20 protein-coding genes are annotated in these 18,793 nt (G+C 72.4%); 5 read left to right on the top strand and 15 right to left on the bottom strand.

Annotated elements, in window-relative coordinates; genetic code table 11:
* Positions 1-38: 38 nt before the first annotated feature.
* Both ACFQUV_RS16570 and ACFQUV_RS16575 read right to left on the bottom strand, forming a co-directional pair.
* Positions 39-278, bottom strand: coding sequence for a hypothetical protein (locus ACFQUV_RS16570; protein WP_129610321.1), 240 nt, complete (start codon positions 276-278; stop codon positions 39-41).
* Positions 279-480: 202 nt separating this feature from the next.
* A complete protein-coding gene (locus ACFQUV_RS16575) occupies positions 481-747 on the bottom strand; it encodes a hypothetical protein (RefSeq protein ID WP_111387271.1) in 267 nt (88 codons plus the stop codon).
* A gap of 294 nt (positions 748-1,041) precedes the next feature.
* On the opposite strand from ACFQUV_RS16575, the gene ACFQUV_RS16580 reads away from it, so the two are divergent.
* On the top strand, positions 1,042-1,827 hold the full coding sequence (locus ACFQUV_RS16580) for an SDR family oxidoreductase (protein ID WP_129610323.1): 786 nt from the start codon (positions 1,042-1,044) through the stop codon (positions 1,825-1,827).
* Positions 1,828-1,853: 26 nt separating this feature from the next.
* On the opposite strand, the gene ACFQUV_RS16585 is transcribed toward ACFQUV_RS16580, so the two are convergent.
* From ACFQUV_RS16585 to ACFQUV_RS16615, 7 genes are all read right to left on the bottom strand, one after another.
* Entirely contained in the window at positions 1,854-2,270 is a 417-nt protein-coding gene (locus ACFQUV_RS16585) for a cytochrome c family protein (RefSeq protein ID WP_129610325.1), read from the bottom strand.
* Entirely contained in the window at positions 2,270-3,265 is a 996-nt protein-coding gene (locus ACFQUV_RS16590) for a lyase (protein ID WP_165364052.1), read from the bottom strand. The genes ACFQUV_RS16585 and ACFQUV_RS16590 overlap by 1 nt, the downstream gene beginning before the upstream one ends.
* 187 nt (positions 3,266-3,452) lie before the next feature.
* A complete protein-coding gene (locus ACFQUV_RS16595; protein WP_378395284.1) occupies positions 3,453-5,384 on the bottom strand; it encodes an OmpA family protein in 1,932 nt (643 codons plus the stop codon).
* A 247-nt stretch (positions 5,385-5,631) separates the two neighbouring features.
* Positions 5,632-6,930, bottom strand: coding sequence for a DUF3422 family protein (locus ACFQUV_RS16600; RefSeq protein WP_207211362.1), 1,299 nt, complete (start codon positions 6,928-6,930; stop codon positions 5,632-5,634).
* 282 nt (positions 6,931-7,212) lie between these two features.
* The gene (locus ACFQUV_RS16605) at positions 7,213-8,496 is read right to left on the bottom strand and encodes a TRAP transporter large permease (RefSeq protein WP_111383645.1); all 1,284 of its coding nucleotides are present in this window, start codon (positions 8,494-8,496) and stop codon (positions 7,213-7,215) included.
* 151 nt (positions 8,497-8,647) lie between these two features.
* Positions 8,648-9,184: a TRAP transporter small permease gene (locus tag ACFQUV_RS16610; protein ID WP_129607727.1), complete on the bottom strand. Its 537-nt coding sequence runs from the start codon at positions 9,182-9,184 to the stop codon at positions 8,648-8,650.
* A 182-nt stretch (positions 9,185-9,366) separates the two neighbouring features.
* The gene (locus ACFQUV_RS16615) at positions 9,367-10,401 is read right to left on the bottom strand and encodes a DctP family TRAP transporter solute-binding subunit (RefSeq protein WP_129607726.1); all 1,035 of its coding nucleotides are present in this window, start codon (positions 10,399-10,401) and stop codon (positions 9,367-9,369) included.
* 281 nt (positions 10,402-10,682) lie between these two features.
* On the opposite strand from ACFQUV_RS16615, the gene ACFQUV_RS16620 reads away from it, so the two are divergent.
* Complete coding sequence (locus ACFQUV_RS16620) at positions 10,683-11,015, top strand: hypothetical protein (RefSeq protein ID WP_129607725.1); 333 nt, start codon at positions 10,683-10,685, stop codon at positions 11,013-11,015.
* A gap of 21 nt (positions 11,016-11,036) precedes the next feature.
* On the opposite strand, the gene ACFQUV_RS16625 is transcribed toward ACFQUV_RS16620, so the two are convergent.
* Positions 11,037-12,128: a YbhN family protein gene (locus tag ACFQUV_RS16625; protein ID WP_245421772.1), complete on the bottom strand. Its 1,092-nt coding sequence runs from the start codon at positions 12,126-12,128 to the stop codon at positions 11,037-11,039.
* Between the two features lie 252 nt (positions 12,129-12,380).
* Between ACFQUV_RS16625 and ACFQUV_RS16630 the strand changes: the two genes are divergently transcribed.
* Positions 12,381-13,436: a glycosyltransferase family 1 protein gene (locus ACFQUV_RS16630; protein ID WP_129607724.1), complete on the top strand. Its 1,056-nt coding sequence runs from the start codon at positions 12,381-12,383 to the stop codon at positions 13,434-13,436.
* Here ACFQUV_RS16630 and ACFQUV_RS16635 read toward each other — a convergent pair.
* The 3 genes from ACFQUV_RS16635 to ACFQUV_RS16645 form a co-directional block, all read right to left on the bottom strand.
* Positions 13,402-14,532 carry a hypothetical protein gene (locus tag ACFQUV_RS16635; RefSeq protein ID WP_378395289.1) on the bottom strand — a complete coding sequence of 377 codons (1,131 nt, stop codon included), beginning with the start codon at positions 14,530-14,532 and terminating at the stop codon, positions 13,402-13,404. The two genes, ACFQUV_RS16630 and ACFQUV_RS16635, sit on opposite strands and share 35 nt — an antisense overlap.
* Positions 14,533-14,602: 70 nt before the next feature.
* On the bottom strand, positions 14,603-14,845 hold the full coding sequence (locus ACFQUV_RS16640; protein ID WP_111383640.1) for a DUF2249 domain-containing protein: 243 nt from the start codon (positions 14,843-14,845) through the stop codon (positions 14,603-14,605).
* 10 nt (positions 14,846-14,855) lie between these two features.
* On the bottom strand, positions 14,856-15,254 hold the full coding sequence (locus ACFQUV_RS16645; protein WP_378395291.1) for a metal-sulfur cluster assembly factor: 399 nt from the start codon (positions 15,252-15,254) through the stop codon (positions 14,856-14,858).
* A 146-nt stretch (positions 15,255-15,400) separates the two neighbouring features.
* Here ACFQUV_RS16645 and ACFQUV_RS16650 point away from each other — a divergent pair, with 146 nt between their 5' ends.
* Positions 15,401-15,661 carry a DUF1858 domain-containing protein gene (locus tag ACFQUV_RS16650; RefSeq protein ID WP_280176755.1) on the top strand — a complete coding sequence of 87 codons (261 nt, stop codon included), beginning with the start codon at positions 15,401-15,403 and terminating at the stop codon, positions 15,659-15,661.
* Positions 15,662-15,668: 7 nt separating this feature from the next.
* On the opposite strand, the gene ACFQUV_RS16655 is transcribed toward ACFQUV_RS16650, so the two are convergent.
* Positions 15,669-16,226: an AAA family ATPase gene (locus ACFQUV_RS16655; protein WP_371851704.1), complete on the bottom strand. Its 558-nt coding sequence runs from the start codon at positions 16,224-16,226 to the stop codon at positions 15,669-15,671.
* A 14-nt stretch (positions 16,227-16,240) separates the two neighbouring features.
* On the bottom strand, positions 16,241-16,939 hold the full coding sequence (locus ACFQUV_RS16660) for a Crp/Fnr family transcriptional regulator (protein WP_111383638.1): 699 nt from the start codon (positions 16,937-16,939) through the stop codon (positions 16,241-16,243).
* A gap of 282 nt (positions 16,940-17,221) precedes the next feature.
* Between ACFQUV_RS16660 and ACFQUV_RS16665 the strand changes: the two genes are divergently transcribed.
* Positions 17,222-18,766, top strand: coding sequence for a bifunctional UDP-sugar hydrolase/5'-nucleotidase (locus tag ACFQUV_RS16665; RefSeq protein WP_129608978.1), 1,545 nt, complete (start codon positions 17,222-17,224; stop codon positions 18,764-18,766).
* Positions 18,767-18,793: the final 27 nt, after the last annotated feature.

Genomic DNA, 18,793 nt, shown 5'->3' on the forward strand with positions numbered 1-18,793 from the left:
TGGGTCGTGGTCGTGGGCAGAGGGTCGGGGCGGCTGGTTCAGTGGCCGCGTGTCCGCCGGCCGGATCGGCCGCCGCGAAGCGGCCGCCGGAGACGGAGGGTGGACTCCTCGGCGCGGCGCAGCACGGACGGCGGGATCGCCTGGCGCATGCGGTTCTCCGCATAGGCGTCGAGCGCGTGGGCGAGGCGCCCGGCCAGGTGCCTCAGCGTCGTGTGCCAAAGCGTCGTCCCGAGGCGGGTCGTCGTGGACGGAACCCTGGTGGTCGGAACGGTGAGCATCGAGATCCTCGGCTGGTTCGCAGTGGTGTCTCGGACGGTTCGGCGGCGGGCTTCGAAAGGGTCACGCTGTCCGCCGCGTCTGTGCCAAGATGTGCCGCTCCCCGCATATGAAATCGAGACCGCGGCCGCCCCCTCCGCCATAAAGCCCGCATAGAGATGCGTCGCCGGTGCATGGACCGGACGTCGCAGCGGCGATGCGGGCTCAGAGCCGCGAGAGCAGGCCGGCGCACAGGGCGTAGACGGCGGCCTCGTCGACATGCGTGAGCACGGGTCCGAATGGTGCCTCGCGGCGTTGCACCGCCACCAGCAGGCAGTAGAAGGCGGCGAGCGCGAGCAGCGCCGCGAAGGTCGCCGCGAAGCCGCGGGTGCTCATCGCCGCGACGGCGGCCAGCCCGACGAGCCGCATGGCGAAACGCAGCAGCACATGCGCCGAGGGGAGGGGGTGCGGGACGAAAGAGGGGCGGTCCATGGGTGTGTCCATGTCGATCGGCCGGACCGGCGGAGGTGCGGCCGGCGGGTCGCCGGACCGATAGGCGGGCACCACATAGGAAAACAATGGGGAGCCGACAGCCGGCCCGTAAAGGCCGTGTGTCACGCCGGCGCCGTGACCCGGCGACGAGGTCGGCGCGTTCGGCCGACCTGTCTCCCGCGTGGGGCGCATTGCATGCCGGGACGCTGCCGTGTAGGGCTCGGCGATCCGGGTCCTGCCGGACGCGGACCCGCCCGATCGACGACGCTCCCCAAGAACCAGAAAGGAACCGAGATGGACCTCGGACTCGCGGGCAAGACGGCGCTGGTGCTCGGCGCCGGCGGCGGCCTCGGCGGCGCCATCGCGCTGGCGCTCGCTCAGGAAGGCGCCCGGGTCGCCATCGGCGACATCGACGGCGAGGCGCTGAAGCGGACGGCGGCGGCGATCGAAGGCGCCAGCTCCAAGGCGCTGCCGCTGACCTGGGACCTCGCCGATCTCGCCGCGATCGAGGGACATGTGGCGGCGATCGAGGCGGCGTTCGGCCCGGTCGATGTTCTGGTCAACAACACCGGCGGTCCGCCGCCCACGCCGGCCAGCGGCCAGGACCCGGCGGTGTGGTCGAAGCACTTCCAGGCGATGGTGCTGTCGGTGATCGCGCTCACGGACCGCGTGCTGCCGCAGATGCGGACGCGCAAGTGGGGCCGCATCATCACCTCGACGTCGTCGGGGGTGATCGCGCCGATCCCCAATCTCGGCATGTCGAACGCGCTGCGCCTGACGTTGGTCGGCTGGTCGAAGACGCTGGCCCGCGAGGTCGGCCGCGACGGCGTCACCGTCAACATCGTGCTGCCCGGCCGCGTCGCGACGCCGCGCATCAGGTTTCTCGACGAGCAGAAGGCGAAGCGCGAGAGCCGCAGCGTCGACGAGGTGTCGGCCGAGAGCACGGCGTCGATCCCGGTCGGCCGCTACGGCGAGCCGAAGGAGTACGGCGACGTGGTGGCGTTCCTGGCCTCGGCCCGCGCCTCCTATGTCACCGGCTCGGTGATCCGCGTCGACGGCGGCTTCATCCCGAGCATCTGATCACCCGCGTCCTGCGGCGGCGGCGCTCACGGCGCCGCCGTCGTCGCCAGATAGGCCACGATGGCGGCGCGTAGATCGGGGTCGGCGAGCGGCGGCAGGCTCATGCGGGTGCCCGGCACCACCGCCTGCGGGTCGGCGACGAAGCGGTCGAGGGTCGTGGCGTCCCACACCAGGCCGGCGTCGCCGGCGGCCCGCATGGCGTCGGAGTAGTCGAAGCCCGGGCGCGTCGCGGCGCGCCGGCCGACGATCCCGGCGAGCATCGGTCCTTCCAGAGTCGCGGTCTCGGCCGGATCGACCGTGTGGCAGGAATAGCAACGCTGGAAGGCGCGGGCGCCGCGTGCGACCGCGTCCTCGGCGCCGACGGGGCCGGGCCCCGGCACGGCGAGGACGGCGGCCAGCACCGCGGCCGCCGTGATCGCGGCGGCCCGACGCGGACGGCACATCACTTGGCGTCGTAGCGGATGACCCGCACCCGATCGGTGCCGGATTCGGCGATCCACGCCTCGCCCTTGCGGCCGAGGAGCTGGCGCACATTGGCGCCGGGCCGGTCGCTCGGGAAGCTCTCGAACCGCTCGGTCTTGGGATCGAAGCGCAGCACCGCATTGGCGCCCCAGTCGGTCAGCCACACGCCGTCGTCCGGATCGACCCAGACGGCGTAGGTGCGGGGCTTGTCGCCCGGCAGCCGCCACGTCTTCCAGCTCGCCGCGGCGGGATCGTAGACGCTGACATGGCCGCTGTTCCACTCGCTGATCCACAGGCGGCCCTTGGAGTCCGACCACACGCGGCGGGCGCCCTGGTTCCTGGTCGGCGGCTCGTGGACGGTGGCGGCGCCGCTCTCCAGGTCGACCTGCGCCAGATAGCTGCCGGCGAGCGACACGAACCAGATGTCGCCGCGCGGCGTGCCGGTGATGCCGTAGGGGCCGCGGCCTTTCGGCGCGTCCCACACCCGCATGTCGCCGGTCTTCGGGTCGAGCCGGCCGTAGACGCCGTTCTGGCCGGTGAACCAGATGCGGCCCTTGCCGTCGAAGGCGGCGGTGTTGAGGTTGACGTAGGGCATCCGCTCGGGCGGCAGCGGCCACACCTTGACGGCCTTGGTGGCGGGATCGACCCGCACGATGGCGTTCTGGCCGCCGTCGGTGAACCACGGGGCGCCGTCGGGGCCGACGATGACGCCGTGCGGCGACGAGCCCTGACCGAGCGGGATGCGCTCGATCGCGCCGGTCTCCGGATCGAGCCGGCCGGCGATGCCGAGGCGCTGGCCGGCGTACCAGACCTCGCCGGCGGGACCGACCGCGACGTCGTGCGGATAGTCGCCCTTCGGCAGCTCGTAATAGCGCTGGGAGGGCCGCTCCTCGGCGTCCGCCCGGGCGGGCAGGAGGGCGAACGACAGGGTTGGAACGAGGGCGAGCGTCAGCGCGAGCCGGACCGGCAGCCGCATGAAAGCCTCCGACGAGAGCGTGAGGGTGTCGTCCGTACCTTAACGGCCGACCGCCCCGCGGCCGTCTTCACAAGAACGGGATCGCACGTCGTGCGATCCCGTGAGCCTCGCTTGCGAGGAGGCGGTGCGAGGTCCCGTCGGGTCGGCGAAGGACCGTCGCACCGCCGATGTCAGCGTATCGCGGCCGTCACTGCGGCTGCGGCTGGGCCTGGCCGGTGAGCAGCGGCGTGATGCGGCGGACGGTGACGCGGCGGTTCTCCCGCAGCGGTCCGTCGGTCTGCACCTTGAGGTACTGCTCGCCGTAGCCCTGGGTGGTCAGGTTCTCGGCCGGCACCCCGAACTGCTGGGTGAGCACGAGCGCCACCGACTCGGCGCGGCGATCCGACAGCGACAGGTTGTCGACGTCGGCGCCGACCGCGTCGGTGTGACCCTCGATCAGGAACACCTCCTGCGGGTTCTGCTGGATGGCGCGGTTGAGGCCGTCGGCGATGCCGGCGAGGAGCTGGATCTGCGCCGGGCCGAGCTCCCACGAGCCGGACTCGAACGTCACCGTGTCGAGATCGATGCGGCGCATGCGGTCGCGGATCGGTGCGTTGTAGCGGATCTCGTCGAGCGTGTAGGCGCGCTCGATGGTGTCGACCGGCGGTGCCGTCAGCGTCTCGTAGAGCAGCGCCGGATCGGCCCGCTCGGTCTCGACGATGTAGCGTTCGCGTGGGATGCGCACCACCGGCGGCGGCACGTCCACCATCAGGGCGCCGAGGCCGAAGCCGACGGCGGCGCCGACCGCGAGCCCGGTGCCGAAGCCGGGACCGCGTGGACCGGGGCCGGGAGGTCCGGGTGGGTAGCCGGCGCCGCCGCCCCAGCCGTGGCGCGGCCGGTTGTCGATCAGCACGTATTCACGGCCGTCCGGCATCACCCGAGTACGACGCAGCAGGTAGCCGTTGTCGTCCACCACGGTGACGACGCGGTCGCCACTCGGCCGCTCGATCACGGTGACGTGCTCGCCGCCGCGCCGCTCGACGCGGACGTCGCGGGCGCCATAGCGGAAGCGGTCGATCTCGTTGTGGCGGATGATCGTCCGGTCGCCCTCGCGGATGATGGTGCGGTCGGGCTCGCGGATGATGGTGCGGCCGCCCTCGACGATCTCGCGGCGCTCGCCGCGCAGGTCGTCCATGCGGCGCAGCGGCTGGCCTTGCGCCGACTGCGGCACGAAGCCCGCTGCGGCACCGCTCGGGGCCACCGGGATCGGGCGTGCCTGCTGGGCCGTCGGCGCCGGCACGCCGGCGGGTGTCAGCGGCTGCCCTTGCGTCGACGGCACGACGACGGGGGCCACCGCCTGGCCCGGAGGTGGTGCCATGGGCTGGCCCTGAGCGGCGGGCGGCGGCGGGGGCGCACCGGGGCGCTGGCCTTCGGCGGCCGGGGGCGGAGCGACCGGACGGCCGGGCACGCCGGGCGGCTGCTGGCCCTGAGCGGCGGGCGGCGGCAGCGGTGTGCCGGGACGCTGGCCTTCGGCGGCCGGGGGCGGGGCGACCGGGCGACCGGGAACGACGGGTGGCTGCTGGCCCTGAGCGGCGGGCGGCGGCGGGGGCGCACCAGGGCGCTGGCCTTCGGCAGCCGGCGGCGGGGCGACCGGGCGACCGGGCACGGCGGGTGGCTGCTGGCCCTGAGCGGCGGGCGGCGGCGGCGCACCGGGGCGCTGGCCTTCGGCAGCCGGGGGCGGCGCCATGGGGCGGCCCGGGCGGGCCGGCGGCTGCTCGCTCTGGGCGGACGGTGGTGGCGCCTGGCGGCCGGGCGGTGGGGTCTGGGCACTCGGGGGTGGCGGCACGGGACGGCCACCCTCGCGGGCCGCGGGCGCGCCGGGCGGCGGTCCGCCAGGAGCGGGCGGGCCACCCTCGCGGGCGCCGCCCGGGCGTTGCGGTTGACCCGGTGCGCCGCGCGGCGGCTGGCCGGGGCGCTCCTGGGCCTCGGGCGCCTGCGCGAGCATTTGGCCGAGCGTCAGGGGGGCGGCCAGGGGGGCGGCCACGGGGGCGGCGACATCCGACGCCGCGGCGACGGGCGCCAGACCCGCCAGGCCGGACAGAACGGTGCCCGCCAGGAGCAACCGCTGGAGCTTGTGCATTCGATGCCTCGTGAGGATCGGTGGTGGGGGGAAGCGGAGCGGATCGACCCGATGCCGCGCGGTCGGAGAGCGGCGACGGCGAGAGCCGTCGCGCCGGCGCGTTCCCGATCGGAAGCGGTATCACGATGATAATCAGGAGGTTGACGGCATTGCGGCACAGCCGTGTTCGGCTTGCGCCGGCGATCGGGCCGGCTTGCGGCCGCCGCGGCTCCGAAGGAGGCTCGTGGCCGAGCCCCTGCCGCTGGCCTCACGCCTCGCCGTGCGCCACCCGCTTGCGGAAGCCGCGCAGGCCGAGCCACACCAGCGTGGCGACGATCGGGATGCTCACCCCCATGGCGATCTCGGGGCTGACCGGCACGCCCGCCGAGGCGGCGCCCTTGGCGCCGTAGCCGATGAGGCCGACCACGTAATAGGTGACGGCCGCGACCGACAGGCCCTCGACGGTCGACTGGAGTTGGAGCTGGAGCTTGGCCCGCCGATTCATCGATTCGAGCACGGCGCGGTTCTGCCGCTCGCGGGTGATGTCGACGCGGGTCGACAGAAGCTGCGTCACCCGCGCCACCCGGCCCGACAGGGACTGCTGCCGCTCGGCGACCGCCCGGCAGGTGTTCATGGCCGGGACGAGCCGGCGGTCCATGAACTCGCGCAGGGTCTGGAGCCCCTGGATGCGCTCCTCACGCAGCTCGCTGATGCGCCGCTGGACGAGATCGTGATAGGCGACCGCGGCGCCGAAGCGGAACAGGTTGGCGGCCTCGCGGCTCTCGATCTCGGCCTCCAGCCGGGTCAGCCGCTCCAGCAGCACCGGCTCGTCCGTCTCGTCGGCATTGACCAGCGCGTCGGTGACCTCGGCCAGCTCGCGCTCGCGCGCGCCGAGGAACGGCGTCAGCTCGCGGGCGACCGGCAGCGCCAGCAGCGCCATCATCCGGTAGGTCTCGATCTCCAGCAGCCGTTGCACCAGGCGGCCGGCTTGCAGCGGCGTCAGGTGGCGGTCCTGCACCAGAAAGCGGCCGAAGCCGTCGGCGTGGATGCGGAAGTCGGTCAGCGCCACGGCGGCGCGGTCCGACACCGGGCCGCCGACCAGCGCATTGCCGTTGAACAGCTTCGCCGACATCGTCTCGGCATCGGGCAGCCCGTCGGCCCGCACCACCGCCACATGGGCCGCGACGATGATCTGGCCGGGCCGCGTCGCCACCCAGTTGGCGGGCGCCAGCGCGATCGCCGGCTCGGCGAACGGATCGTCGCCCTCGCCGAGCGGCGCGATGAAGGTGTAGCGGGAGAACTCGCCGTGCCGCTCCCACACCAGGCGGAACGGACCGAGCTGGCCGCTGTAGTGGTTGGAGCCGGGGAACGGCGCGGTGGCGCCGAACCGGCGCGCGAGGTCGCACACGCCCTGCCATTCGGCTTCGCGATCGTCCCAGTGCGACACCGTGGCGATGTAGGACGCCCGCGTCGGCGTGGTCAGCGCCTCGGGCGGTCGCGCATGGACCTCGTCGTTGAGGGCGAAGCGCTGGGCGTGATCGGGCGGCAGGGTCATGTCGTACAGCACGGCGGTCGGCTCACCTTCAGGCCGCGACGCGGCCGCGACGACGGGAGATGCGAGACTTGGCCGGCCACGCTCGGGAGACCTGCCCGCGTGAGGGAGGCCTGTCCGCGTGACGCGATCGCATGGTGACGTATCGACGTCCGTCGCCTGTCATGTCGGCGTTCGAAATTCCTATTTTTAGCAATTCCCGTGCCGTTCCGGCTGAGAATGCCGGCGCGTCCCGTTCGCGCCGGCATCTTAGAGCAGCTCGTCCGCCGGCGCACCGGCAAAGTCGCCGGCGCGACGTCAGTAGCCGAGCACGCGCGGCAGCCACAGCGCCAGCTCGGGCACGGCGATCAGCAGCACCAGCACGGCGAACATGGCGGCAATCAGCGGCCCGACCCAGCGTAGCGTCGCCTCCATCGGCACCCCGGCGATGCGGCACGACACCATCAGGTTGACGGCCATGGGCGGGGTGAACTGGCCGATGGCGATCTTGAGCGTCAGCAGCACGCCGAACCACACCGGGTCCCAGCCGAACTTCGCGGCGATCGGCATCAGCAGCGGCAGCAGGATCAGGAAGGTCGAGACGCCGTCGAGGAACATGCCGATGACGATCAGCATGACGATCAGCATGGCGAGGATCACGTACTCGCTGCCGCCGGTGGCGACGATGGCGCTGGCGGCGCGGTCGAACACGCCGAGCGTCGAGCCGGCCCAGCCGAAGATCGAGGCGAGCGCCACCACCACCAGGATGACACCGGAGATCTCGGCCGCCTCGACGAACATCTCGTAGAGGTCGCGCAGCGTCAGGGTGCGGTAGATCACGAAGCCGACGAACAGGCCGTAGACGACGGCCATCACGGCCGCCTCGGTGGGCGTGAACCAGCCGGCCCGCATGCCGCCGAGGATCAGCACCGGCGCCATCAGGCCCCACATGGCCTCGCGCAGCGACGCCCAGAAGGGCGGCCGCGGCAGATCCTTCTCGGCGAGCCCGAAGCCGTGCGTCTTCGACATCCAGAAGATCGGCCCCATCAGGGCGAGACCGGCGAGAATCCCGGGGATCATGCCGGCCGCGAACAGCGCCGGCACCGACGCCTGCGGCACCAGCACGCTGTAGATGATCAGCGCGATCGACGGAGGGATCAGGATGTCGGTCGCCGCCGCGGCGCCGATCACGCTGGCCGAGAAGGCGCGCGGATAGCCGGCGCGCGACAGCGCTCCGATCATGGCGCCGCCGACCGCGGCCGCATTGGCGGGGCCGGACCCGGAGATGCCGCCCAGGAACATGCTCACCATCACGGTGACGGCGGCGAGCGCGCCGGGCCGTCGGCCGACCAGCACGGTGGCGAAGTTGACGAGCCGCAGCGCCACGCCCGAGCGGTCGAAGATCGCCCCGACCAGAACGAACATCGGCACGGCGAGGAGCGGGTACTTGGCGATGCCGGTGTAGGCGTTGGTGGGCACGCTGAGGAGGCCGAGATCGGCGATCCAGATGGCGAGGCAGCCGGCGAGCCCGAGCGCCACCGCGACCGGCGTGCCGAGCACGAACAGGACGAGGAAGCCGAGGAAGAGGACGGCCGCGGTCATGGCGGGCTCACGAAGAGGAGTGTCGCGAGCCGACGTGCCGTGTGTTGTCCGCTCGTCCCCGCGAATGCGGGGACCCAGGGGCCGCACGACGAAACTGGATTCCCGCTTGCGGGGGAATGAGCGGAGACTGTGGCCGGGGTCAGAACGATCATCACAAGGGCTCGATCGGATCGTGCGGCGGCGTGTCGCGCGAGCGCAGCACGCGGACGAGGTGGCCGATGGCGCGGCCGATCACCGCGAGCGACAGCAGCGGCAGGGCGGCGGTGTAGATCCACTGCGGCTCGCCGAGCCCGGGCGACGTCACCTCGAAGCGGTACTCGTCCCACACCAGCCGGGTGCCGAGCCAGACCAGGAGGCCGAACATCACGATGGTGGCGAGCGTCGCGATCACCTCGGCGGCGCGCCGTCCGCGGGGCGGCAGCAGGCCGGCGAAGAACACGATGCGGATCTGGCGGTCGGCCGCGGTGGCGATGCCGGCCCCGAGCAGCGTAACCACCACCATCAGGGCGATCGAGAACTCCTCGGTGAACGCGAAGGAGTAGTTGGTGAGATAGCGCGCGATCACGTTGCCGAGGGTGATCAGGCACAAGGCCGCCATGGCGGCCGCGGCCAGCACCTTCTCGATCGACAGCGGCACCCGCACCGGCGGGTCCTTGGGGGCGATCAGCGGGTCGGGTTCGGAGGACATGGCGGGCTTGGTTCAGCACGGCCTCGTGTCCCGCACGCGGTGAATCATGGGCGCGCAGCGCGCGTGATACACCGCAGATGCGGGACCCAGTTCCTGTTCGAGGCAGATGGGTCCCGGGTCCGCAGGCATCACGGCGCATCGCGCCGTGATGCCTCGCGCCCGGGACACGAGGATCGACAGTCTCACTTCCTCTCCCCCACCGCCTTCTCGGCGGCCTCGACCAGCGGGACGCCGATGCGCGCCTTCCACTTGTCGTAGACCGGCTTGGTGGCGGCCTGGAACGCCTTCTGGTCCTCGGGGGTGAGCCGGGTGACGGTGACGCCGAGCGCCTCGATGGCCTTGAGGGTGGACGGGTCCTCCTCGGTGATGCCCTTGCGGGCCAGCTCCTTGCCGTACTGGCCGGCCTCGGCGGCGGTCTCGCGCAAGAGCTTCTGGTCCTCGGCCGAGAAGGTGTCCCACACCGGCTTCGACACAGCGAAGATCAGCGGGTCGGCGACGTAGCCCCACAGAGTCAGGTGCTTCTGCCCGACGGTGTTGAGCTTCGCCGCCACGTAGACGGTGATCGGGTTCTCCTGGCCGTCGACCGCGCCGGTCGACAGCGCGGGCTGGGCGTCGGCCCAGCTCATCTGGGTCGGGTTGGCGCCGAGCGCCGTGAAGGTCTCGTTGAACAGCGGCGAGCCGACCACCCGGATCTTGAGCCCCTTGAGGTCGGCCGGGGTCTTCACATCGCGCTTGGAGTTGGACACCTCGCGAAATCCGTTCTCGCCCCAGGCGAGCGGGATCACGTCCTTGGCGGCGACGATGTCGAACAGCTTCTTGCCGGCCTCGCCGCCCGTGATGGCGTCCAGCGCCTTGTGGTCGGGCATCAGGAACGGCAGGGCGAACAGGTTCAGCTCCGCCACCTGGGGCGACCAGTTGATGGTCGAGCCGACCGCCATATCGATGACGCCCTGGCGCATGGCGGTGAATTCCTTGGTCTGGTCGCCGCCGACCAGCTGGGCGCCCGGATAGACCTTCATGACGATGCGGCCGTTCGAGCGCTCCTTGACCAGGTCGGCCCAGCGCTGCGCCGACACGCCCCACGGGAAGGGCGCGCCCAGCACCGTCGAGATCTTGTACTCGGCCTTGTAGGTCTGGGCGGCGGCGGGCAGCGTCGGGGCCGCCGCGAGGGCGATGGCGACACCGGCCGCCAGCGCTGCGAGCAGTCGCTTGGTCATGAAATGTCTCCTGGTGGTTCGGGCGTAGGCATCCGCGCCGGGCGGGGCGGGCCGTCGTGGCACTTTGTTGCGCGGCGCGGCCGCCAATGCAATCGGATCGAGGCTCGGAGGGCGCGGAGCCGTCATACGCGGAGCGGGGTACCAGTTCCAGGCGAAAGTGGCCGCAGCCCGGTCCGGGTCGCCGAAGGTTCGGTCGCGCCCGCCGGGCCGGCCCGGTATGGTGCCGGGCCGGTGTTGGCGCCGGGCGAGGCCGGTGTCGGGCGAGCATGCATGGGGGCGGGATGCCGGGACGCGACGAGACGATCTATTCGGTCATCGTGAAGTTCAGGGAGGATAAGTCGCTCGCGCAATGTGCGGCGGTGCGTCACGATGACAAGCTGTGGCTGGTCCCGACCTGGATCGAGGAGGACGACGCGGCGGTGATGCGGCCGGAGCGCATGGTGTGCATCGAGGGGCTGCCGCTGAAGAAGGGCGGTCGACTCGGCGCCCGCAGCTTCGACTGGATCTTGCGGCCCGAGATCCCGCGGGCGGTGCTCACCGGTCCGCTGCCGCCGCCGGCCGAATGGCCGCTGCCGGTGCTCGACCGGCCCGACCTGACCTTTCCGCGCGCCTGACGGCGGCCTCGCGCCGCAGGCTCAGGGCGCGTCCAGCTCGCGCTTGCGGCGGATCGACAGCACCACCTCGCGGATGCCGATGATGGTGAGCGAGCAGGCGAACGGCACGATGAAGTACATCAGCCGGAAGATCAGCAGGCCGGCGATCAGCTCCTCCTTGTCGAAGAAGGGCAGGCCGACCAGCATGGCGGCGTCGAACACGCCGATCGAGCCCGGCGCATGGCTGGCGAAGCCGAGCAGGGTGGCGGCGATGAACACCCCCGCCAGGGTGAAGAAGTGGATCGGCGGTGTCGCCGGCACCAGCATGTACATGGCGAGCGCGCAGCAGGTCAGGTCGGTGATGCCGATGCCGATCTGCAACAGCGTCGATCGGCCGCCGGGAAGCTGCACCGTCCAGGTGTTGCGGCCGAGCCGCCGCGGTTTGCCCCACACCCAGGCCACCCAGGCGGCAAGGCCGACCAGCAGCGCCACCCCGATGATCCGGTTGACGGCCGGGGCGAGCTGGTCGACGGCGCTCACCGCGGCCGGATCGTACACCATGGCGATGCCGAGCACCGCCAGGTTGCCGAGCCAGAAGGTGAGGCCGGCGACGAAGCAGATCTTGGCCACGTCGACGATGCCGAGGCCCCAGGACGAGTAGATGCGCCAGCGGATGGCGCCGGCCGAGAAGGCGGTGGCCCCGATATTGTGGCCGATGGTGTAGCTGGTGAAGCTCACCATCGCGGCCACCCGGTAGGGGATGTGGCGGACCCCGATGGTGCGCAGCGCGAACCAGTCGTAGAGGGTCAGCGTCGCGTAGGCCATCGCCACGAACAGGGCGGCGCGGACGAGATTCTCCGGCGGGATGTTGGTCAGGCCGGTGCGGATCTCGTCGAGCGCGATGTCGCTGAGCACATTGTAGAGCACCACCATCGACACCGCGATGATGGCGACCGCCACCACGGCGCCGACCCGATTCCAGCGGATGCCGCCGACCCATGCCCCGATCCGCTGCAAGCGGCCCCGGCCGCTGCCGACCGGGGCCGATGCCGCATCAGGTGCGGCCTCGTCGTCTCCGGACGTCGGCGCGTCGTCGCGAGGCTCTGGGTTCGGCGTCAGCAAGGCTTTGGTCACACGCGCGTCTTTCGGCCCGGCCGGGCGCCTCGCGCCCACCGGGTCCGGGTTTTTCACAGCCGTGCGACAGAGACACGACAGGGGCGCACGACCTAGCACGGTTGCCGGCCCGCGTCACGGGCGGTGCCTGCGTCATGGTCCCGTCAAGGCCGCGTCATAGACCAGACCGAGCGGGAGAGCGGCGATGCGGCAGCGACGAGCGGGGCCCGGAGGACGGGCGGGACTCGGAGGACGAACGGACCGGGGCGGACCATGCGCATCCTGATCGCCACCGATGCCTGGCACCCGCAGGTCAACGGCGTCGTCCGCACCCTGCAATCCCTGGCCGCGGCGGCCGCGGGGCTCGGCGCCTCGGTCGATTTCCTCACACCGGAGGGGATGCGCACGGTGGCGCTGCCGAGCTATCCGTCGATCCGCCTGGCGGTGCCGCCGCCCGGCGCGGTGGCGCGGCGGATCGAGGCGGCTGCGCCCGACGTCGTCCACATCGCGACCGAAGGCCCGATCGGGCACCTCGCCCGCCGCCATTGCCGGCGCTCCGGCCGGCGCTTCACCACCAGCTTTCACACCCGCCTCGCCGACTATGCGGCGGCGCGCTGGCCGATCCCGGCCGACGTCACCTGGAGCTGGCTGCGTTGGTTCCACAATGCCGGCTCGGCCACCATGGCGGCGACCCCCTCGCTGATCGCCGAGCTTCAGGGCCGCGGCTTCCGCACCGTGCTGCGCTGGCCACGCGGTGTCGACGTCGATCTGTTCCGGCCGCGGCCCGGCGCCGATCTCGGCCTGCCGCGCCCGGTGTTTCTCGGTGTCGGCCGGCTGGCGGTGGAGAAGAACGTCGCGGCCTTCCTGGCGCTCGACCTGCCGGGCAGCAAGGTGGTGGTCGGCGACGGCCCGGCCCGGGCGGCGCTCCAGGCCCGGCATCCGGACGTGCATTTCCTCGGCGAGCGGCACGGCGAGGAGCTCGCCGCCGTCTACGCGGCCGCCGACGTGTTCGTGTTCCCGAGCCGCACCGACACCTTCGGGCTGGTGCTGCTGGAGGCGCTGGCGAGCGGCCTGCCGGTCGCCGGCTTTCCGGTGGCGGCGACCCGCGACGTCGTCGGCGATGCCCCGGTGGCGGCGCTCGACGACGACCTGCGCGCCGCCTGCCTGGCCGCCGCGGCGCTGCCGCGGGCGGCCTGCCGGGCCTATGCGATGACGCTGACCTGGGAGGAGAGCGCCCGCCGCTTCCTCGGCAATCTGGAGCGGGCGGGCGTCGCGCGCGGCAGTGGTCGCCGCGTCAGCGGCCGCGATTCGCGGCTGGTCCGGGCGTGACCGGCGCGGCGGGCGCGGGCGCAGTAGCGGTGGTGCGCGCGTCGCTTCGCCGCGGGCGGCGGACGATGCCGCCGACGATCAGCCCGACGAAGCCGAGGAGCGCCACGAGCGTCAGCGGCCCGCTCCAGGCGCGGCCCGGCTGCCACGCCAGAACGTCGCCGGCGACCCGCAGCAGCACGGCGGCATGCAGCAGCACCAGCGGCCCGTACAGGGCCGGCCGGTAGGCGATGCGCACCCGCGCCACCGCCGGCAAGATGATCAGCGCGTGGCCGAACACCATGGAGAACACGAAGCCGATCAGCACGGCATGCAGCGCCGCGTCGTAGCCGAATGCCGTCTCGGCCGGCGGCATGGCGAGCAGCAGCGCCCCGGCGGCACCGAGCCAGACATAGCCGGCGATCATGCAGACCGCCATGAAGCGGGTCTGCCCGGCCTGGCGCACCGTGTGGCGGACCACGTCGTGACGGATCAGCCAGGCGGTGAGGACCAGCAGAGCGAAGCCGTAGAGGGGGGCGCCGTTCGGGCTGGTCAGGCCGTTGTGGGCGCCGGCCGCGATCAGCGCCACACCGAGCAGGAACAGCGCCTCGCTGCCCCGCTTCACCGCCATCAGCCGGCCCAGCTCCAGCCGCTCGCCCGCGATGGTGAGGATCAGGAAGCCGAGCCACCAGCCGGCGACCTCCGGGACGGTGCTGCCGGAGAGCCACAGCACCGTCCCGGTGAGCCAGGCGAGCGCACCGGCCACGAGGGTGCCGGTGAACACCGCCGGCTGCGCCGCCGCGATCGTCGAGGTGGCAGCGAGGAGGATCGCGGCGGCGAGCGCATAGGCGACGGCGCCGGCGAGCGGCGCGCCGGACAGCATCAGCAGGGTGCCGAGCCCGGACAGGCCGGGCGCCAGGAAGGCCCAGTCGCGGCCGAGTGCCACCGCCCGTTCGAGCCCGATCACGGTGCCGAACAGGCCGCAGATCAGGAGCGCGCCGTGCAGCTCGGCGAGCGACGATCCGTGCGGCAGGTCGAGGCCGAGCCGCCACAGGCCGCCGTAGAGGCCGGTCAGCATGGCGAGCGCGCCGAGCCCGAGGAAGCCGAGACGCAGCCGCATCCGGCTCGCGGCGGCGGGTGGAGGGGCGGGCGAGGGGGCGGGGGCGTGCACCACCGTGGCCGCCGAGGTCTCAGCCGGCGACGCGGCTGATACGGACGCGCCAGACATCGGGGCCCTGCTCCACATAGGTCCAGTCGAACTCGTCCGGATGCGCCACCGCGAGATACTCGCGCAGCGGCGCCGGATCGTGCGGGGCGGCCACCACCAGGGCGGTGGCGTCGCCGAGATCGGCGATCGCCCGGAAGATCACGTTGCGGCAGGAGCCGGGCGGCAGGGCGCGGACGTCGATCTCGGTCTCGGTCGTGGTGCTCATCGGGTCATGCTCATCGGGTGGCGCGGGGCGGGTGGCCGAGCTGGGCGAGGCCGTGCTCGGTGATGCGGTCGGGAGTCCAGGGCGGATCGAACACGAGCGCCACGTCGATGCGGGGCACGTCCGGGAAGCGCGATGCCAGCGCGTCGCGGGCGTCGTCCATGATCATCTCGCCGAGCGGGCAGGCGCGCGCCGTGAGCGTCAGGTCCACCTCGACCGCACCCGGGGAGCGGCGGGCCCCGTAGACGAGCCCGAGATCGACGACGCTGAGGCCGACCTCGGGGTCGATCACCGATTGGAGGCAGTCCAGCACGTCGGCATCGAGGCCGTCGGCGTCGAGGCCGGTGTCCGGCCGCTCGGTGATGGTGTCGGGTGACGTCATGGGGAAGCCCTCGCGGTACGAGGTGACCATGGCGGCGCCGGCCGGGGCCGTCTTTGCCCGGGCACAAACAGTGCCGCGATGGGCGCGGCCGCCGACCGCATTGCTTGTGCCGGCACAAAGAGCCCGGCCGCGGCCTGGCGTACACCGGACGGGCAACAGGCCGTGGAGGACAGTTCGTGATCGATTCCGACCGGCTGGTCGTCGAGGTGATGCGCGAGACACCCGCCACCGTGCGGGTGTTCCTCGATCATCGGATGCGGTGCGTCGGCTGCCCGATCGGCCCGTTCCACACGGTCGCCGATGCCTGCCGCGAGCACGGCATCGATCCGGTGCTCTTCATCGCGGCCCTGCGGGCCGCGGCGGCGGCGCCGGCGCGCGGCGTTCCGCTGCGGGGTCCGCGTCCCCGTCCCCGTCAGCCTGCCGCCGATGCGTCGTGAGCCGTCGTCACGCCGACAGGCGGAAGGTACCGCCCGCCAGTGCGGCGATCACGGCATCCAGGGTGTCGTCCGGCCAATGACCGTCGGTGCGCACGACATGCCGTTCGAGTTCACCGAGCGCCGAGAGCTGGCGATGAAGAGCCGCGATCGGCTCGGGGTCCCGCAGCGTGTCGCCGCCGCGGTCGCGGCAACGCCGCTGAGCTTCGGCGAGCAGCGGCCGCAGAACGACGTAATGAAGCGGTACCGCGAGTGATCGGAACGGCGACAGGAACCACGGGCCGACAATCCCGTCGACGATGACGAAGTAGCCGCCCCGGGCATACGCCTCCGCGGCGCCGGCCAGCACGCCGACGACGATCCGGTTCTGGGCATCGGCTTCCGGCCGGAACGGCGCCACGGCGCCGTGCCGGATGAAGTGCCAGAAGTCGTCGGCGTGGAGATGCACCTTGCAGGAGCCCGGATGAGCGGCGAGCGCGCGAGCCGTCGTCGTCTTTCCGGAGCCGGGCGGCCCGGTCAGCACCAGTATCTCGCCGGCATGGTCGATCGCAGTCGGCTGCGGTCCCATCTCGTTGCGATGCCCTACTCGTCGGCGCCGTCGGCGAGCAGCATCAGCTTGTGCGGCTCGCGCACCGTGATCTTCTGGCGCCCGCTCTCGACCAGCCCGCGCTCCTCCCACGCGCTGATGATGCGGCTCACGGTATGCAGCGTGGTGCCGGTCATCTCGGCGATGTCCTGGCGCGAGATCGGGAAGTCGATGCGCACGCCGGTCTCCACCTTGCGGCCGGCCTGGTGGGCGAGGCGCAGCAGCGCATGGGCGACGCGCCGCTCCACTTGCTCGGTCGACATCTCGACGACGCGCGTGTGCATCTCCTGGATGCGGCCGCCCACCGTGTGAAGGGTGTTGAGGGCGAGCGCCGGATGCGCCGCGACGAGCCGCGACCACGACGCCGAGGGCCATTGCAGCGCGACGCTGTCGACCACCGCGGCCGCGGTGCCTGGATAGGTGGTCCGACCGATCGCGGCGGCGACGCCGAACACCTCGCCGGGCGCCACGAAGCGTACCACCACCTGCTGGCCGTTCGGCGTGAGCTTGAACACGCGCAGCCGCCCGTGCAGCAGCACGAAGAACGAATGGGCGTCGGTATCCTGCTGAAACACCGTGGCGCCCTTGGGAAAGCGGACCGCCTGCGCCTCGCGCAGCAGCGCCTCGCGCTCCTGCACCGACATTCCGGCGAACAGCGGCACGCCGGCGACGAGCGTCGGATCGACGGTCGCCATCACGCTGCCCTCGTTGCGATGGCGGCGCAGGCCCCGGGGGATGGGTACATCGAAGTCTCCGGACCAGCACGACGCCGCCCGCGCGACGCCGGCCGCGCGTTCTAGCACGCCCGCGCCGGGTCGTCGTCGTGGTTCGGGCCGGCGGTGGTGCCGGCGCCCGGCCGCGTCGGAGCGGCGACATGCGCTTCCCACGCCGCGGCGAAATGCTCTAGACAGCGGTACCGCCCGCCGGGGTCCGTGGCCGCCGGACCGGGTCCATGCCAGCCCGGAATTCGCCGCGACATGCCGCTCGCTCGTTCGTCCTCCCGTGCGCTCCTCCGCGCCTTCGTCCTCGCGGCCCTGGTGCTCGCCGGCGCCGTCCTTCCGGCCGCCGCCGCCAAGGTCACCTTCGTGCTGGTCAACGACATCTACGAGATGGGCGAGCAGGCGATGCCGGACGGCAAGGCGCGCGGCGGCTTCGCCCGCCTCGCCGCCGTGGTGGCGGCCGAGCGGGCCAGGGGCGCCGCCGCCGGCACCACGGTGCTGATGGCGCATGCCGGCGACACGCTGTCGCCGTCGCTGATGTCCGGGCTCGATCAGGGCGAGCACATCGTGGCGCTGACCAACATGATTCGCCCCGACGTGTTTGTGCCCGGCAATCACGAGTTCGATTTCGGCAAGGCGGTGTTCCTGAAGCGGATGGCGGAGGCGCGGTTCCCGCTCCTCGCCGCCAACCTGCGGGCGCCCGGCGACGCCATGGTCCCGGGCTTCTCGGATCACCGCATGGTCGAGGTGGAGGACATCAAGATCGGCATCGTCGGGCTGACCTACGACGAGACGCCGCGCGCCTCCAATCCGGAGGACCTGCTGTTCCGGCCGTCGGTCGAGACCCTGAAGGAGGAGGCGGCGCGGCTGCGCCGCGACGGCGCCGACTTCGTGGTGGCGGTGGTCCATGCCGACCGCGACCAACAGCGCGCCATGGCGGCGACCGGCGTCGTCGACCTCGTGCTCGGCGGCCACAACCACGACCTGTTCATCAACTACGATCAGAACGCCGCGGTGGTCGAATCCGCCTACGAGGCGTTCTACGTGGTCGCCGTCGACATCGACCTGCACGTCGCCATCGACGAGGGCCGGCGGGTCACCCGCTGGTGGCCGCAGTTCCGGGTGATCGACACCGCCACGGTGACGCCCGATCCGGGCGTCGCGGCGGCCGTCGCGGTGTTCCGGCAGGAGCTGACCAAGGAGATGGCGGTGCCGCTCGGCGCCATCGCGGTCGAGTGGGACAGCCGCAGCGCCACCGTGCGCACCCGCGAGACCGCGATCGGCAACGTGTTCGCCGATGCAGCCCGCATCAACCTGAAGACCGATGCGGCGATCCTCAACGGCGGCGGCATCCGGGCCGGCAAGGTCTATCCGGCCGGCAGCCCGGTGACGCGCCGCGACGTGCTGGCCGAGCTGCCGTTCGGCAACCGCGTCGTGCCGGTCGAGATCGGCGGCGCGGCGCTGCGCGAGGCGATCGAGAACGGGCTGGCGCGGCTGCCCGCCGCCTCGGGACGCTTCCCGCAGGTCTCCGGCCTGACCATCGAGGCGGACGTCTCGAAGCCGCCGGGCAGCCGGGTGCTGTCGCTGCTGGTCGACGGCAAGCCGCTCGATCCGCGGAGGACCTACACGGTGGCGGTGAACGACTTCCTGGCCCGCGGCGGCGACGGCTACACCACCATCCGGGACGCCAAGCATCTGCTGCCGACCGACGACTCGCCGCTGCTCGCCAACGAGGTGATGGTGCATCTGCGCCGGCTCGGCACGGTGCGCACCGGCATCGAGGGGCGCATCACGCTACGCTGACAGCGCGGTGCAGGGGCGCGCGTCGCC

The sequence above is a fragment of the Rhodoplanes sp. P11 genome (assembly GCF_964266735.1).
Lineage (GTDB): Bacteria > Pseudomonadota > Alphaproteobacteria > Rhizobiales > Xanthobacteraceae > Rhodoplanes > Rhodoplanes serenus.